We start from the raw sequence: 16,076 nt of genomic DNA, 5'->3' as shown, positions 1-16,076 counted from the left end.
ACATCTGGTAGTGCCCGATTATCCCGCGATCACATTCTGTTTTTGAACACCCAGGCCTTCGATGCCCAGTTCCATCGTGTCGCCGGGTTTCAGATAGACTTGCGGGTTTTGCCCCATGCCCACACCCGGCGGAGTTCCGGTCGAGATCACATCGCCCGGCTGTAAAGACATGAATTGCGACAGGTGTGAGATCACAGTTGCCACCCCGAAATGCATCGTCCGGGTCGAGCCGTCCTGATAACGGTGGCCGTTGACCTCAAGATACATCGGCAGATTCTGTGGGTCTGCAACCTCGTCCCGCGTCACCAGCCACGGACCGATGGGGCCGAATGTATCTGCCGACTTGCCCTTGACCCACTGCCCCGAGCGGTGAAGCTGAAAATCACGTTCCGACAGGTCATTGACCACGCAATAGCCAGCGACGTGATCCATCGCTTCGGCCTCGGAGATGTATTTTGTTTCCTTGCCGATCACCACGCCCAACTCGACCTCCCAGTCGGTCTTGACGGACCCGCGCGGGATTTCCACCGTGTCGTTCGGCCCGATAATGGCCGATGTCGCCTTGAAAAAGATCACAGGTTCCTGCGGCAATTCCATACCGCTTTCTGCCGCGTGGTCGGCATAGTTCAGGCCGATGCAAATGAACTTGCCCACATGGCCGACACATGCCCCTAAACGGGTGTTGCCTTCAATCATCGGTAAATCTCGTGGATCCAGCGCGCGCAGTCGCGCCAACCCTTCGTCGCTGAGAACGTCGCCCGAAATATCGTCGATGACGCCTGACAGGTCGCGAATTGTGCCATCGTCGTGCAGCAGCCCGGGCTTTTCAGCACCCAAGGCGCCAAACCGCAGTAGTTTCATATTGTGATCCCTTTCAGCTTAAATCGCCCATCCGCCATCAATGGCAAAGGGCTGACCAGTGGTAAATGCACTGCTGTCGCTCGCAAGGTAGAGCGCCAGATCGGCAATCTCGTCCGCGGTTCCAATGCGCCCCATTGGCTGGCGGGCGATGAAATCCGTCATCGCCTTTTCGTAGTCGCCCGTCGCCCGCAAACGCTCGTGCAGGCTGGGGCTGTCGACAGTGCCGGGACAGATGGCGTTGCACCGAATGCCTTGCGTGACGAAATCGGCGGCGATCGACTTGGTCAGGCCAATTACGGCAGCCTTTGATGCGCAATATACAAACCGGTTTGGAACGCCCTTCATCGACGAGGCGACTGAGGACATATTGATGATCGATCCCCCGCCGTTTTTCAACATCGCGGGCAGGGTCAGACGGATCATGCGATACATGGCCTTCACATTAAGATCGAAACTGAAATCCCAGTCGTCCTCTTCACAGTCAAGAATGGTTCCGTTTGCCACGTAACCCGCGCAATTGAACAGGATATCCAGCGGTGGCAACTCAGCCACGGCACGTTTCACGGCATGCGCATCTGTCACGTCGAGATGGATCGGAGAGATCCCGTCGATTTCCGAAAGCTCGGCCAATGTGGTTTCGTTGATGTCGCTGGCAAAGACATGCGCGCCTTCGGCTGCGAACAGTTCGGCCGTGGCACGTCCGATGCCCTGTCCAGCGGCGCTGATGAATGCGGTTTTGCCTTTTAGTCGGTCAGAAGGCTGATGCGATGTCATTCTGGTCCTCATGGTTTTCCCGAAACCGGGTGGTGTGTTGGGGATAACTACCCGTCTGTTCGCGCCTCAGGGAAAACACTGGGCAGGATCAGCGGGCGCAAAGCAGTGCGTCGCGTGTTTGGGGTCCGGCGCAGCACCATCAAATCCTGATGTGATAAGCCTTGGCCGCATTCCCTCCGAGGATGGTTTCGCAGTCATTGGAGGAAAGTGCGCTTAGCAGTTCAGCGGTTGCATCGATCCAGCGTTCATAGCTGCTGGCCAGTGTGCAGACCGGCCAGTCGCTGCCCCAGATCAACCGCGATGGTCCGAACGTGTTCAGTAAGTGATCTACATAGGGGTACAAGTCCCGAACCGTCCAGTCAGGCGCGGCTTCGGTGACGAGACCGGACAATTTGCAGAACGCGTTGGTGTCTCGCGCGATGGCGGCCATGTCTTCGGCCCACCCGTCAAGTACACCCTCCCGGATCAGCGGTTTCGAACCATGGTCAATCACAACACGCATGTTTGGGTGCCGCGCCAAAAGTTGACGTAACGGGCCTAGGTGTCGGGGTAGGGTGAGGGCATCAAAAGTCAGATCGTTTGACTGGATGGCCTCAAAGGCAGGCGTCAGTGCCGCGCCGAGCATCCAGTTCGGATCAGCGATGTCCTGAATCATCGGCCGCAATCCAACCAAAGCGGGATGAGCGGCAAGTCTGGTGATTTGTGCACGCGCATCAGGGGCGTCAAAATCGACCCAGCCAACCACACCCTTGATAAAGGGTGTCTTGTCGGCCAGTGACAACAGGTACTCCGTCTCGGCGACGGTCGGCGCGGCCTGAACCAGAATTGTCCCGTCGATGCCCTGTGCTCGCAACAATGGCGCAAGGTCATCTGGCCCGAAGTCCCGGTAAATCTGGCCCAGGTTGGGTGTCAGCCACCCATAATCACCACGCGACAGCGCCCAAAAATGCTGATGGGCGTCGATCTTCATGCGATCACGCCCTTCTTCAGAATGATGTTGCCGTAGAGCCTGCGCTCGCCGGTCTGAATGATGGCAAATGCGGATGCCGCGCGTTGGTAGAAGGCGAACCGGTCCAGACCCTGAATTTGCGCGGGGTTATCAGCCTGCGCGTCGATGATCTTTTGGAAATCTGCGACGGCCTCGGGCACGGCTTCGGGATCACCGACAACCTGCATGGTCAGCGCGGGGTCGGGCACGAATGTATCCAGCGGCATGACAGACAACACGGCGCCAAGCAGGTCGCTTGCTGTTGAACCATCCGCACGGATGCAGTCGGGCCCAAGGCTGGAGCCTGGGAAATTGGCGTCCGCAATAACGATGTCATCGCCATGGCCCATGGCGCGCAAGGCGTACAGCAATTCAGGAGACAGCAGCGGGTCGAGGTTACGCAGCATTGACAGGTTCCTTGGGCAAGGGGGCATCTGGCCGGATCAGGCCTTCGGTACGCAGGTCTGACCAAAGCTGGGCGGGGATAGTCCGCTCCAGCAGGGCGGCATTGGCTTGAACCTCGGCCGCATTGACAGCGCCCGGAACAACCGTTTTCACGGCGGGATGTCCCAAAACAAATTGCAGCGCGGCTGCGATCAACGGTGTGTCATGGGCCGCACAGACAGTTTCGATCCTGCGCACCCGTTCAAGAATATCCTCAGGCGCATCGGAGTAGTTATACTTGGCCCCTGGCACCGCTCCGGTGGCGAGGATGCCCGAGTTATACGGCCCACCCAGAATGATGCCTACATCACGTTTTTCGCAAAGTGGCAGAAAACTGTTCAAGGCTTCCTGTTCCAAAAGCGTATACCGACCCGCCAGAAGAAACCCGTCGAAATCGCCAAGACCCAGCAGTTTCTCGCAAACCTGCCATTCGTTCACGCCCGCGCCAATCGCGGCGATTTCACCGGCATCGCGCAGTTCAACCAGCGCCTTGTAACCGCCGTCATCGAACAACTCGCGCACTTTGGCGTCTGACATTTCCTGACTGCCCTGACTGAAAGCGCAGACGTCATGCACCAGAAGAATATCCGCATTGGCAATACCGATCCGGTCCCTGCTTGCCTCATATGACCGCATGACGCCGTCATAGGTATAGTCGAACACAATGCTTTTCTGCGGAACGTCCACAAACGCTTCGGGCGTCACCTCATGTGGTTCGCAATCCAGCAGCAGACGACCAATTTTGGTCGATAGCTGGATGTTCTCACGTCCAAACCGCCTGATCGCTTCGCCAAAGCGATACTCGGACCGGCCCAACCCGTATTGCGGCGCGGTGTCGAAAAACCGGATGCCTGCGTCAAATGCGGATTGGAGCGCAGCTTGCGCATCAGCATCCGAGACCTTGCGATAAAGATTGCCCAAAGGTGCGCCGCCAAACCCCATGCGGGTCAGCGGCACGGGCCGGGACGTTCTGTTGTTCAGAAGAGCGGTTTGCGAAACGGTCATCCTGCCTCTCGGGTGGTTTGGGGCGTTAAGTTGAACAGCTGCGGTCTTTCCTGTTGCAGCCGTTCGATCCGAGGCATCAGTTGCCCAAGGTGATGGCGCATGGCGTCTTGTGCCGCACGTTCGTCATGGGCACTGATGGCATCGAATATCGCCCGGTGTTCGGCCAGTGTTTCCGCAATGCGGCCGGGTGTCGGCAACAGCAACATCCGTGCGCGGCTGACCTGTAGCGACACGGTCTGTGCCACATCCGGCAGGCGAAGCATCCCGGTGAACGCCATCAACAGGGCGTGAAATTCCTCATCTGCGTGATAGAACCCGGCAATGTCTTCATCTTCGATCAACAACTGTTGCAGGCGCACATTGCGGCTCAGCTTTTTGCGCTGATCTTCGGTCAGGTCACGCGCAACCTTGGCCACTGTTGCCAGCTCCAAGGCCTCTCGCAGAAAGGCGCCTTCGCGAATTTCATCCATCGAGAAATAGGACACACGTGTACCCGATTGCGGCACCACATCCACCAGCCCTTCGGCGGAAAGCCTGGTTATGGCGTCCGCGACAGGTGCGCGGGACACACCCAACTGCGCGCAGATCGGCGCCTTCCGAAGGTTAGCGCCGGGGGGGAAATCCAATGCCAGGATCGCCTGTTTGATGGATTGGTAAACCCGCTGCGCGAGCGACCCCTCAAGTGTTGAAATGTCGGGCAGGCGGGTGGCGTCAATGTCGTATGGGTGGTTCATAAATCTGAACTATCATACTAACATGTTAGTTGACAAGAGAGGATTATCCCCGTAGCTCTGTGGCGAACAAGCGGGGAATCCATGCACCCAGTTTCAGAGATCAAAACCCAGGGCGGCCCCGCCCGTGACACAATCCGGCTGAACCCGGATGACAACGTGATCATCGCGTTGCGCGACCTGAAAGCCGGCGCGCAACCGGATGGGTTATCGGTGCAGCTTCCCACGGAAATCGCACGCGGGCACAAGATCGCCACCGCCCCGATTGCGGCAGGTGAGAATGTGATCCGCTATGGACAGATCATAGGTCAGGCCAAAGCGGATATCGCCGCAGGCGAGCATGTTCATGTCCATAATCTGGGTATGGGGGCGCATCAGCAGGACTACGCATATGCAAGCGCGAACACGCCGCTGCCCGAGATTTCAGGCTCCCGTATCTTCCAGGGCTTCCACCGCGCCGATGGCAAGGTCGGCACGCGCAACTACATCGGCATTTTGACAACAGTGAATTGCTCTGGCTCCGTGGCGAGGTTCATAGCCGAAGCCACCGAGAAACGGGGCTTGTTGGACGCGTACCCGAATGTGGACGGTATCGTCCCGATCGTTCATGGCACCGGATGCGGGATGTCGGGAAAAGATGAAGGCTATGCCACACTGTTCCGGACATTAGCTGGATATGCCCAGCACCCGAATTTCGCCGGTATCCTTCTGATCGGTTTGGGGTGCGAGGTGATGCAGGTAGCCGATCTGGTTGGGGGTCGTCCGATCCGTCCTGATGGCGTGCTGCGTTACATGACCATTCAAAGTGAGGGCGGTACGCGCCGTACCATTGAACGTGGATTGAACGAGCTGCGCGGGATTGCCGAACTCGCGAACAAGGCCGAACGCAAACCTGCGCCGATCAGTGCGATAACGGTTGGAATGCAATGCGGCGGGTCGGATGGCTATTCCGGGATCACCGCCAATCCCGCTTTGGGTTATGCCTCGGATTTGCTGGTGCGGCATGGCGGTACGACGATCTTGTCCGAAACCTCGGAAATCTACGGTGCAGAACACCTTTTGACCCGGCGGGCCGAGACCGTTGAAGTCGGGGAAAAGCTGATAGAACGCATTCGCTGGTGGGAGGGGTATACTCACCGCAACGGTGGCGAGATGAACAACAACCCTAGCCCCGGAAACAAGCGCGGCGGGTTGACGACCATTCTTGAGAAATCGCTGGGCGCTGTCGCCAAAGGCGGAACCGCGCCCTTGCGCGGTGTTTACAAGTTTGGCGAGAAAATCGACAGGACCGGGTTTGTTTTCATGGACAGCCCCGGTTTCGACCCATGCTCGGTCACGGGGCAGGTGGCATCAGGCGCGAACCTGATCGTGTTCACCACCGGGCGGGGCTCGGTTTCGGGTTATCAACCAACGCCCTGCATCAAGCTGGCAACCAATTCCGAAATGTTTGCCCGGATGTCGGAAGACATGGATTTGAACTGCGGGGACATCGTCACAGACGGCGTGAGCATCGAGGCAAAAGGCGAAGAGCTGTTCGAAATGCTGATCCGCGTTGCATCGGGTGAACAAACAAAAAGCGAAGAACTTGGCTTTGGCGGGGTCGAATTTGTCCCCTGGCAAATCGGCGCGGTGATGTAGGCCGCACCACCCCTTGGGGAGAGGGGTGTTTGGGAGGGTAAATGACAAAACTGGTCGACATGTCGGGGATCGAGAAACACTTTCCCGGAGTCCATGCGCTGAAATCAGTGCAGTTCGATCTGGTGCCCGGTGAAGTCCATGCGCTGATGGGCGAGAACGGTGCAGGCAAAAGCACGCTGATGAAAATCCTCTCGGGGATCTATCAGCGCGACGGCGGCACACTGCAAATCGAAGGGCGTAATGCAAACCCAACCACGCCACGCGAGGCGCAGGCTTTGGGTATCGGTATCATCCATCAGGAACTGAGCCTTATGAATGATCTGACGGTGGCACAGAATATTTTTATTGGCCGCGAACCTCGTAAACGGTTTGGCCGACTGAACGATGCCGAGTTGAATGCACAGACAGCCGAGATTTTTGCGTCCATGAACCTAAACCTCGACCCCAGGGCGCAGGTCGGCAGTCTGACCATCGCCAAACAACAGATGGTCGAGATCGCCAAGGCCCTGTCTTTCCGGTCCAGGGTTCTGATCATGGATGAACCGACCGCGGCCCTAAACGATGCTGAAATTGCCGAGCTGTTCGTCATCATCCGCCGTCTGAAGGCCGAAGGCGTGGGCATTGTCTATATCAGCCACAAAATGGATGAGCTGAAGCAGATCGCCGACCGGGTCACGGTGATGCGCGACGGAGAATACGTTGGCACAGTTGACGCGGCAGCAACGCCGATCAGCCAGATTATCGCGATGATGGTGGGTCGCGAAGTCAAGGAAGAGCCGCTGGTTCCCCCCGATCTGAGCGATGCCGAAGTTTCGCTGGAAGTGACCGGGCTGTGTCGGGGTCACGAAATCCACGATGTCAGCTTCTCGGTTCTGAAGGGTGAAATCCTGGGCTTTGCCGGGCTGATGGGGGCCGGACGTACCGAAGTTGCGCGGGCAATCTTCGGGGCAGATCCCAAGGATAGCGGAGAAATCCGGGTGCATGGGCAGGTGGTCTCGATCCGCACGCCATCCGATGCCGTCAAGGCTGGCATTGGCTATCTTTCCGAGGATCGCAAGCATTTCGGCCTCGCCACTGGGATGAGCGTTCGTGACAATGTTGCCTTGGCGTCGATGGATATGTTCACCGGACGTGTCGGTGTTCTGAACGACAGTGAAATCAGCACGACAGCCAAGAGTTACATAATGCAGCTGGGTATTCGCACGCCTTCGGACACGCAGGAGGTGCGTCTTCTGTCCGGGGGCAATCAGCAGAAAGTTGTCATTGCCAAATGGCTGCTGCGGGATTGCGATATCCTGATTTTCGATGAACCCACGCGTGGCATCGACGTGGGCGCAAAATCTGAAATCTACAAGCTGCTGGAAGAACTTGCCGGGCAGGGCAAGACGATCATCGTGATTTCGTCGGAACTGCCCGAGATCATGCGCCTAAGCCATCGCATCGCTGTGATGTGTGAAGGCCGGCTGACCGGCATTCTGCCGGGCGGCAAAAACACCACTCAGGAAGATATCATGCATCTGGCGACCCAGCGGGTGGCAGCGATGCAGGTAACAGGAACAGCGTAATGACCTCAGCAACGGATATCGAAAAGAAAAGCCCGCTGGCGGGTCTCTCCGAAAGCGGCGCCTATCAAAAGCTGCTGGCCTTCGCCAGCTTGATTGCCTTGCTGATCGGGTTTTCAATCGCGTCGCCGAATTTCATGCAAACCTCAAACATGATCGCCATTTTGCAGGCGACATCGGTCAATGGGGTGCTGGCGGTTGCTGCAACACTGGTCATCATAACTGGCGGGATCGATCTGTCCGTGGGAACTCTGATGACGTTCTGCGCCGTCATTGCCGGTGTCGTGCTGACCTATCTCGGAATGCCGCTGTTGCTGGGGGTTGTGGCAGCGATTGCGGCGGGTGCGTTCTGCGGGCTGTGTTCGGGCACCTTTGTCGCCAAGATGAAAATCCCTCCCTTCATTGCCACGCTAGGTATGATGCTGATCCTAAAAGGGTTGTCGCTAGTGATCTCGGGCACGCGGCCTATCTACTTCAACGACACGCCGGGTTTTGACCAGATTTCGCGCGGGTCGCTGATCGGAGAGGTTTTCCCTGCTTTGCCGATCCCAAATGGCGTGCTGATCCTTTTCCTTGTTGCCATTGCAGCTTCGTACATTCTCGGACGCACGGTTCTGGGCAGATACACCTTTGCGCTCGGATCGAACGAAGAAGCGGTGCGCCTTTCGGGGGTGAATACCGATCTTTGGAAGATGCGTATTTACGCTCTGGCAGGCGCGATCTGCGGTATCGGTGGAATCCTGATCGCGTCGCGTCTGAATTCGGCGCAGCCCGCGCTGGGGCTTGGCTACGAGCTGGAAGCTATTGCTGCCGTCGTGATCGGGGGCACGTCCCTGTCCGGTGGGCGCGGTACGATCCTTGGCACCCTGATCGGTGCCCTGATCATGGCAGTTCTGACCAATGGTTTGCGGGTGCTGTCCGTCGCGCAGGAATGGCAGACCGTTGTCACCGGCGCGATCATCATTCTGGCCGTTTACGCCGATATGGCGCGGCGCAGGAAGACAGGTTGAACATTCACAAAAATTAGAAACGAAGACCAACTGGAGGAGAAGACATGCTAACACGTCGTTTCATTTTGGGGGCCCTGAGTGCGGCCAGCCTTTCGATACCTGCATCAATGTCATCAGCGGAAGACATATATATTCCGCTGGTGTCCAAAGGGTTTCAGCACCAGTTCTGGCAGGCGGTAAAGTCGGGTGCGGAACAAGCCGCCGAGGAATACGGTGTCACGATCACCTTTGAAGGCCCGGACAACGAAACCATGGTGGATCGTCAGATCGACATGCTGGCGGCGGCCCTGGCCAATAACCCCAAGGCCATCGGTTTTGCCGCTCTGGACAGCCAGGCCGCCATTCCACTGTTGAAGCAAGCTGATGAAAAAGGCATTCCGATCATCGCCTTTGACAGTGGCGTTGACAGCGACATTCCGGTTTCTACAGCAACCACAGACAATCAGGCCGCGGCTGCGCTGGCTGCGGACAAGATGGCCGAGATGATTGGCGGCAAAGGCAAAGTGGCCGTTGTTGCGCATGACCAGACCAGCCGCACAGGCATCGACCGGCGTGACGGCTTCGTCAATCGTATTGCCGAAAAATACCCGGACATCGAAGTTGTCACGGTTCAATACGGTCAGGGTGACCACCTGAAATCGACCGAGGTGACCAAAGCAATCCTGACGGCGAACCCCGATCTGAATGGCATCTTCGGCACCAACGAGGGCTCGGCCATCGGTGTGGTGAACGGGGTGCAAGAACTGGGGACCGAGGGGCTGGTCATCATCGGGTATGACAGCGGTAAGGCCCAGAAAGATGCGATCAAAAGCGGGTTGATGGCGGGTGCAATCACTCAGAATCCCGTGGGCATCGGGTATGAAACCGTCAAGGCTGCTGTAGCTACGATGAAGGGCGAAGAAGTTCCTGCCCTGATTGATACCGGGTTCTACTACTACGACGCATCCAACATCGACGATCCGAAGATCGCGGCAGTGCTGTACGACTGATTTTCATTGTCATACTTGTTCCTGGCTCTTGGTTCTCCAAGGGCCAGAAGCTTGTCAGAATCCCTGCATTAGCATGTTGATGCCGGCGGTGATCTGCGCAAAGTGATCATCAAGGTTGTCGACTGGCGATTTTAGAATGCCCACCGGAACGGCAGCCATGAATTGGGTCGCCATTACAAACGGTTTGCCCTGGATATCAAAGACGGGATTGAGCCGGGTGGCTGGGATCGGCGCCGTCGCTTCGGGAAGCAGGGGCACGACGACGCGTGTGTTCAACCCGCTCAGCAGATCGCTCTGGATGTCCAGAAGATACCCGTCACCTGACGGGTCGGGGAACACGTCGTATTTTGGCATCAGAACTGTCTGTAGGCATCCAGCGGTAAGCCATTATGCTCGACATACGCGTTGGAACTCTCAAGTGCGGCCTTGTTTTCGGCTTTCCAGCGTTCAGCTTTTGCGCTGGCGACTGCGGCCCGAATGCCGTCTTCGGCTGCGCGGGATAGGTTGATCTTCAGATCCCGCGCCTCGGACAGCATATCGCCATCCAGTGATAGATTTGTCGGTTTGCGAGATGGAGCATTCATTTGACTACCCTCTGAACTGCGCCATTTTATCATCACACGATATGCGCTTCAAACATGCGCATATTGTGTGAAGCGCGGAAGCCCTCTGTTCAACGGCACGTGGCAATCAGGAAGTTATTGGCCTGAAAAGAGCATTGCGCTCTGTTTTCAGCTCCCCCTATTACTGTGCGACTTTTTGTTTGTGTTTGTTGAACTGTTGGTCGAAGAGGTTTTTGAAGGGGCCGTTTTTCTGCATGAGTTGGTCGAGGTTTCCCTGTTCGGCGATAGCGCCGTCCTGGATGACGATGATCTTGTCTGCCTCCAGCACGGTTGACAGGCGGTGGGCGATGACGATGACGGTGACATCCTGTGTCAGGGCGTCCAGTGCCTCTTTGACCAGCGATTCCGATTCCGCGTCCAGCGCGCTTGTGGCCTCGTCCAGCAGCAGGATCTCGGCCTTTCGCAGAATGGCACGGGCAATCGCGATGCGCTGTTTCTGACCGCCCGACAGAAAGGTTCCGTTCTCGCCCACCGGGGTCTCATAGCCCTGCGGCAGGTCGGTGATGAACTGATGCGCATGTGCGGCCCGGGCTGCCGCGATCACCTCTTCATCGCTTGCATCGGGCGCCGAGCAGCGCAGGTTGTCCATCACCGAGGCCGAGAACAGGAACGTGTCCTGACCGACATACGAGATTTTCCGCCGCAGCGAGGCAAAGCTGACCTCCCTCAGGTCCTGGCCATCAATCTCGACGCTGCCCTGATCGGGGTCGTAAAACCGCATGATCAGGCCAAACAACGTGGATTTGCCACCACCGGACTGGCCGACAAGGGCGGTGGTTTTCCCGGCCTCGAAAGTGGCGCTCATGTTGTCGATCACCGGCACCGTGCCCTGATAGCCAAAGGTCACATTGCGCAGCGTGATCTGTCCGGGGCCGTCACTCAGGTCACGGGCCCGGGGCTTTCCACCATCGTGTCCTCCTGATCCAGCAGGCTGAACAACATGCCGACACCGACCATGCAGGTTTCAATCTGGACCCGCATCCTGGACAGGCGCTTGGCAGGTTCATAGGCCATCAGCAAAGCGGTGATGAAGGACATCAGCTGACCCGCGGTCGGCTGTTCGGCACCCGCGATACCCATCGTGCTGACAATGAGAACCCCGGCAACCGCCAGACCGGCCAGAAACTCCATCAGCGGGCTGGCAATGGCCTGCAGCCGGGCGATGTCGTTCGAGCGCTGTTCGACCTTCCGGATCGCGGTCTCCATTCGGTCGATCATGCGATCTTCAAGCGCAAACACCTTGATCACCTTGATCCCCGCCGAGGTCTCCTGCAGCACCCGGATGATCTCTGCCAGCGATTTGAACTCGGCCTGCATGATCGAGCGCACGCTTTTCAGCAGATACCGCACCCCCAGCAGGGCAATCGGGCCCACCACAAAGAACATCACCGACAGGACCGGCTGCTGATACACCATGACCGCAATCAGGCCGACCAGGGTCAGGGCATCGCGGACAAACCCGGTGACCAGAACATCGATCAGGCCCCGGGCCGATTGCGCGCCATTGGTCGTGCGCATCAGCAGATCCGACGATTCAGTGGTCGAGAAGAACGACACTCCGTGCCGGACCAGCTTGCGGTACAGCTTCTCCTGCTGCTGGGCCACAATCCGGTTGCCCGCGCGTGCCAGAAAAACGGCCTGAATATACGAGGCCACCGCCTTGGTCAGGAACAGAAGCACAACCCCAGCGCAATGACATGCGCCCATCCCCGCAATTCCGGGTTGGTCATGGCATCGATGATATATTCCATCATGTAAGCCGAGCCGGCGGTGGTGACCGCCACCGCGATCATCGCCAGGATCGCAACGCCGTAAAGCCCGCCCTGCGCATAAAAGCTCTCACCGACAAGCCGGCCCATATAGCCCGATCGCCACTTGTTCCAGGCGCGCTTCATCATTGCGTTCTCCAAATCCGTGAAACGGTGCGCACGCCCAGATACCCCATATCCCGCCGCGCCTAAAGGACAGATGCAACCCTGCGGCAGACCAACCCATCCCAACATCCAAACACGCTAAATAAGACCTAACCCTCAAACCCGCAACCAATACCAAAAAACTCAAGCAAGCAAAAATCGCAATCGAACGGCTACTGGTTGAGCAGGTTTTTGAGGTATTTTCCGTATTCGTTTTTGCCGAATTTGCGGGCGCGGGCTTCGAGGTCGTGGTCGTTGATCCAGCCCAGCGTATGGGCGATTTCGTCGGGTGATCCGGTTTGCAGGCCTTGCCTGTCCTGAAGCGTGCGCACGAAGTTTCCGGCGTCCAGCAGGCTTGCATGGGTTCCGGTATCCAGCCAGGCATAACCGCGTCCCATGCGGTTGACGCTGAGCAACCCGGCCTCAAGGTACATTTCAAGCAAGGTGACAATCTCAAGCTCGCCGCGTGCAGACGGTTTTACGGCGCGGGCCCGTTCAGGGGCAGAGCCGTCCAGAAAGTACAGCCCGGTCACGGCGTAGTTCGATGGCGGCACTTGAGGTTTCTCGACAATCTGGGTGACGGCGCCAGCCTCGTCATAGGCCACGACCCCGTAGCGTTCGGGATCAGCGACCCGATAGCCGAAGACGGTGCCTCCCGTCTCTTTGGCGTCTGCCGATTGCAGGATCTCGGGCAGGCCGTGCCCGAAGAAAATGTTGTCGCCCAGCACCATGGCCGAGGGGGCACCATCCAGAAAGTCTTCTGCCAGAATATAGGCTTGCGCCAACCCGTCAGGAGAAGGTTGAACAATCCAGGTCAGGGACAGGCCCCATTGGCTTCCGTCGCCCAACAGGCGCTGAAACTGCTCCTGATCCTGCGGCGTCGTGATCATCGCGATGTCGCGGATCCCGGCCAGCATCAGCACCGAAAGGGGGTAATAGATCATCGGCTTGTCATAGATGGGCAAAAGCTGCTTCGAGACGCCCATCGTGATCGGATAAAGACGGGTACCTGACCCGCCTGCCAGAATGATACCTTTGCGTTTCTTGCCGTTCCGGGTCGTCATGTGCCGAGCTCTCCAAGGTCTTCAAGTATGCTGTGCAGGCCCGCCTTCCAATCCGGACGGGGCACGCCCAGGTCCGTTGTCAGTGTCGTGCAGTCCAGGCGGCTGTTCAGGGGCGTTTCGCGGGGTCGGGTATGCGCTGGACGGGATGTCTTCGACATTGCAGTCAATGCCGGCCTGATCGAAGATCTCGCGGGCAAAATCGGCCCAGCTGACATCAGGGCCACCGCTGCAATGGTAAATTCCGGTCTTTTCATCCGGGTTTGTCAAAAGGGCACGGGCCGCGCCGATACAGGCCCCGGCCAGTGCCGATGCCGGGGTTGGACCGCCAATCTGGTCTGCGACGATCGTCAGGTGGTCACGCTCTTTGCCGAGGCGCAGCATGGTTTTGACGAAGTTATGCCCATGTGACGACACCACCCACGAGGTTCGTATGATTGCATGGGGTCCGCCCGCCGCAATCACACCGGCCTCACCCGCCAGCTTGGTGCGCCCATAGGCGCCCAGCGGGCCGGTCGCGTGGTTGGGTAAGAACGGGGCCGTGCCCGCCCCGTCAAACACATAATCTGTCGAGACCTGAACAAACGGCAATCCGCGCCCGGCCGCGGCTTTGGCCAGCGCCGTGGGCGTGGCTCCGTTGATCAGCAGGGCAAGGTCTTCCTCCGCTTCGGCCTTGTCGACGGCGGTATATGCGGCGGCGTTGATCACCGCATCCGCATCGGTGTTGCGAACTAAGGCCGCGCACCCTTCGGGATCGGTAAAATCCGCCTTGTCGCGCCCAAGCGCTTCAACCGAGATTTCCCCGCCACACCGGATCAGTTCCCGGCCCAGCTGACCGGTCGCCCCGAAGACCAGAAGTTTCACGCGCTGACCCCCAGCCGTTCGCCAACGCCGGACCGGCCTTGCAGGGACCGCCACCACTCTTCATTGTTCAGGTACCATTCAACCGTTCTGCGCAGACCCTCCTCTACCGTCACGGATGGGCGCCAGTTCATTTCGTTGCGCATCCGCGAGGGATCGATGGCGTAACGCGCATCATGCCCGGGGCGGTCTGTGACAAAGGTGATCTGGTCCGCATAGACCCCCTGCGGTTTCGGGCGCAGATCGTCCAGGATCGTGCAAAGCGTCTGCACCAGTTCCAGATTGCTGCGCTCGTTCTCGCCACCGATGTTGTAGGACCGGCCGACAGCCCCCTTTTGCACCACCAGCAAAAAGCGCGTCGGCGTGATCCTCGACATACAGCCAGTCGCGGACATTCGAGCCGTCACCATAGATCGGCAGCGCCTTGCCCGCGATTGCGTTCAGGATCACAACGGGGATCAGCTTTTCAGGGAAATGATAGGGTCCGTAATTGTTCGAACAGTTGGTCAGCACCACCGGCAGGCCATAGGTCTCGTGCCAGGCCCGGACCAGATGATCGCTGGAGGCTTTCGATGCGGAATAGGGTGACCGCGGATCATAGGGAGTATCCTCGGTGAACTGGCCGGAGGGCCCCAGGCTGCCAAAGACTTCATCGGTCGAGATATGGTGGAACCTGAAAGTGTCCGGTTTTCCCTGTCCGGCCCAATAGCTGCGCGCCGCCTCCAGCATGTTGTATGTGCCCAGGACATTGGTTTCGATGAAAGCCCCCGGCCCGTCGATGGACCGGTCAACATGGGATTCTGCCGCCAGGTGCATTACCGCATCAGGCGCATGTTCGGCAAACACCGCCTTCAGGGCCGCAGGGTCGCGGATATCTGCGTGAACAAAGGCATAGTTCGGGTTCTCTGCAACCTCGGCAACATTGTCGAGGCAGGCCGCATAGGTCAGCGCATCAAGGTTCACGACCTGATGTCCGTCCGCAATGGCACGCCGCACGACCGCGGACCCGATGAAACCCGCACCACCTGTCACCAACAGTTTCATATTCTATCCTTCGTAAACAAACGGGCTGTCAAAATCGGCCAGCGCAGGCGCAATCCTGTCCTTGTCGCTCAGCACCGGGTTCCCCTGCAAGGGCCAATCAATACCACAGCTGTCCCAGCGCACACCCCCATCAGCATCCGCATTGTAAGAGCTGGTACATTTGTAGCAGATTTCGGTGTCGGGCTCTAACGTCACAAAACCATGGGCAAAACCCGGCGGCACCCAAAGCTGTCGCCCGTTCTCAAAGCTGAGCTCGATGCCGAAAGATTGCCCATAGGTCGGCGATCCCTTGCGGATATCGACAGCGACATCATAAAGCGCCCCCCGGCCCGCCCGCACCAATTTGCCCTGCGCATGCGGAGGCGCCTGAAAATGCAGGCCGCGCAATGTCCCCACCGCGGACGACAGCGAATGGTTGTCCTGCACAAATTCCGGCAACACAACCCCAGCCTCCTCCAGCCGCGCCTTGTTCCAGCTCTCAGAAAAAAACCCGCGCAAATCCCCATGCCGCTGCGGGCGAATAACCAACACACCCGACAACCCCGTCTGCTCAATCTCCATAACACCTAACC

At 58.2% G+C, this 16,076-nt stretch carries 17 protein-coding genes and 2 pseudogenes; 4 read left to right on the top strand and 15 right to left on the bottom strand.

Features of this window, described 5'->3' with window-relative positions; all coding sequences use genetic code 11:
- Positions 1 to 18: 18 nt before the first annotated feature.
- The 6 genes from ACR3FC_RS18440 to ACR3FC_RS18415 form a co-directional block, all read right to left on the bottom strand.
- Positions 19 to 861 (bottom strand): fumarylacetoacetate hydrolase family protein, encoded by an 843-nt coding sequence (locus tag ACR3FC_RS18440; RefSeq protein WP_480477593.1) that lies wholly within the window; start codon positions 859 to 861, stop codon positions 19 to 21.
- 18 nt (positions 862 to 879) lie between these two features.
- Entirely contained in the window at positions 880 to 1,635 is a 756-nt protein-coding gene (locus tag ACR3FC_RS18435; protein WP_480477591.1) for an SDR family oxidoreductase, read from the bottom strand.
- 139 nt (positions 1,636 to 1,774) lie between these two features.
- Positions 1,775 to 2,605, bottom strand: coding sequence for an amidohydrolase family protein (locus ACR3FC_RS18430; protein ID WP_480477589.1), 831 nt, complete (start codon positions 2,603 to 2,605; stop codon positions 1,775 to 1,777).
- Positions 2,602 to 3,030 (bottom strand): RbsD/FucU family protein, encoded by a 429-nt coding sequence (locus tag ACR3FC_RS18425; protein ID WP_480477587.1) that lies wholly within the window; start codon positions 3,028 to 3,030, stop codon positions 2,602 to 2,604. The genes ACR3FC_RS18430 and ACR3FC_RS18425 overlap by 4 nt, the downstream gene beginning before the upstream one ends.
- Positions 3,020 to 4,072 carry an aldo/keto reductase gene (locus tag ACR3FC_RS18420; protein ID WP_480477585.1) on the bottom strand — a complete coding sequence of 351 codons (1,053 nt, stop codon included), beginning with the start codon at positions 4,070 to 4,072 and terminating at the stop codon, positions 3,020 to 3,022. Before ACR3FC_RS18420 ends, ACR3FC_RS18425 begins: the two co-directional genes overlap by 11 nt.
- Entirely contained in the window at positions 4,069 to 4,806 is a 738-nt protein-coding gene (locus ACR3FC_RS18415; protein WP_480477583.1) for a GntR family transcriptional regulator, read from the bottom strand. The genes ACR3FC_RS18420 and ACR3FC_RS18415 overlap by 4 nt, the downstream gene beginning before the upstream one ends.
- A gap of 81 nt (positions 4,807 to 4,887) precedes the next feature.
- Between ACR3FC_RS18415 and ACR3FC_RS18410 the strand changes: the two genes are divergently transcribed.
- Genes ACR3FC_RS18410 through ACR3FC_RS18395 form a run of 4 tightly spaced genes read left to right on the top strand, consistent with a single transcriptional unit; the run spans position 4,888 to position 10,002 of the window.
- Positions 4,888 to 6,441, top strand: a complete 1,554-nt coding sequence (locus ACR3FC_RS18410; protein ID WP_480477581.1) for a UxaA family hydrolase — start codon at positions 4,888 to 4,890, stop codon at positions 6,439 to 6,441.
- Between the two features lie 41 nt (positions 6,442 to 6,482).
- Complete coding sequence (locus ACR3FC_RS18405; protein WP_480477579.1) at positions 6,483 to 8,006, top strand: sugar ABC transporter ATP-binding protein; 1,524 nt, start codon at positions 6,483 to 6,485, stop codon at positions 8,004 to 8,006.
- A complete protein-coding gene (locus ACR3FC_RS18400; protein ID WP_480477577.1) occupies positions 8,006 to 9,013 on the top strand; it encodes an ABC transporter permease in 1,008 nt (335 codons plus the stop codon). Before ACR3FC_RS18405 ends, ACR3FC_RS18400 begins: the two co-directional genes overlap by 1 nt.
- 44 nt (positions 9,014 to 9,057) lie before the next feature.
- Positions 9,058 to 10,002, top strand: a complete 945-nt coding sequence (locus tag ACR3FC_RS18395; protein ID WP_480477575.1) for a substrate-binding domain-containing protein — start codon at positions 9,058 to 9,060, stop codon at positions 10,000 to 10,002.
- Between the two features lie 54 nt (positions 10,003 to 10,056).
- Here the strand turns inward: ACR3FC_RS18395 and ACR3FC_RS18390 are convergent, their stop codons facing one another.
- From ACR3FC_RS18390 to rfbC, 9 genes and pseudogenes are all read right to left on the bottom strand, one after another.
- Positions 10,057 to 10,356, bottom strand: a complete 300-nt coding sequence (locus ACR3FC_RS18390; RefSeq protein ID WP_480477573.1) for a CcdB family protein — start codon at positions 10,354 to 10,356, stop codon at positions 10,057 to 10,059.
- Complete coding sequence (locus tag ACR3FC_RS18385) at positions 10,356 to 10,586, bottom strand: type II toxin-antitoxin system CcdA family antitoxin (RefSeq protein ID WP_480477571.1); 231 nt, start codon at positions 10,584 to 10,586, stop codon at positions 10,356 to 10,358. The genes ACR3FC_RS18390 and ACR3FC_RS18385 overlap by 1 nt, the downstream gene beginning before the upstream one ends.
- 160 nt (positions 10,587 to 10,746) lie before the next feature.
- Entirely contained in the window at positions 10,747 to 11,472 is a 726-nt protein-coding gene (locus tag ACR3FC_RS18380) for an ABC transporter ATP-binding protein (protein WP_480477011.1), read from the bottom strand.
- Between the two features lie 32 nt (positions 11,473 to 11,504).
- Complete coding sequence (locus ACR3FC_RS18375; protein ID WP_480477569.1) at positions 11,505 to 12,305, bottom strand: ABC transporter permease; 801 nt, start codon at positions 12,303 to 12,305, stop codon at positions 11,505 to 11,507.
- On the bottom strand, positions 12,290 to 12,523 hold the full coding sequence (locus ACR3FC_RS18370) for a hypothetical protein (RefSeq protein ID WP_480477567.1): 234 nt from the start codon (positions 12,521 to 12,523) through the stop codon (positions 12,290 to 12,292). The genes ACR3FC_RS18375 and ACR3FC_RS18370 overlap by 16 nt, the downstream gene beginning before the upstream one ends.
- Before the next feature lie 188 nt (positions 12,524 to 12,711).
- Entirely contained in the window at positions 12,712 to 13,602 is an 891-nt protein-coding gene (rfbA, locus tag ACR3FC_RS18365) for a glucose-1-phosphate thymidylyltransferase RfbA (protein ID WP_480477565.1), read from the bottom strand.
- A pseudogene (gene rfbD / locus ACR3FC_RS18360) lies at positions 13,599 to 14,463 on the bottom strand (dTDP-4-dehydrorhamnose reductase). The gene rfbA and the pseudogene rfbD overlap by 4 nt, the downstream one beginning before the upstream one ends.
- Positions 14,460 to 15,504: pseudogene (gene rfbB / locus ACR3FC_RS18355) on the bottom strand (dTDP-glucose 4,6-dehydratase). Before rfbB ends, rfbD begins: the two co-directional pseudogenes overlap by 4 nt.
- A gap of 3 nt (positions 15,505 to 15,507) precedes the next feature.
- Positions 15,508 to 16,065, bottom strand: coding sequence for a dTDP-4-dehydrorhamnose 3,5-epimerase (gene rfbC, locus ACR3FC_RS18350; RefSeq protein WP_480477563.1), 558 nt, complete (start codon positions 16,063 to 16,065; stop codon positions 15,508 to 15,510).
- Positions 16,066 to 16,076: the final 11 nt, after the last annotated feature.

This window comes from Ruegeria sp. AF3, from assembly GCF_056536285.1.
The sequence above is the reverse complement of the archived record's forward strand: the minus strand, read 5'-3'. Positions and strand labels throughout refer to the sequence as shown.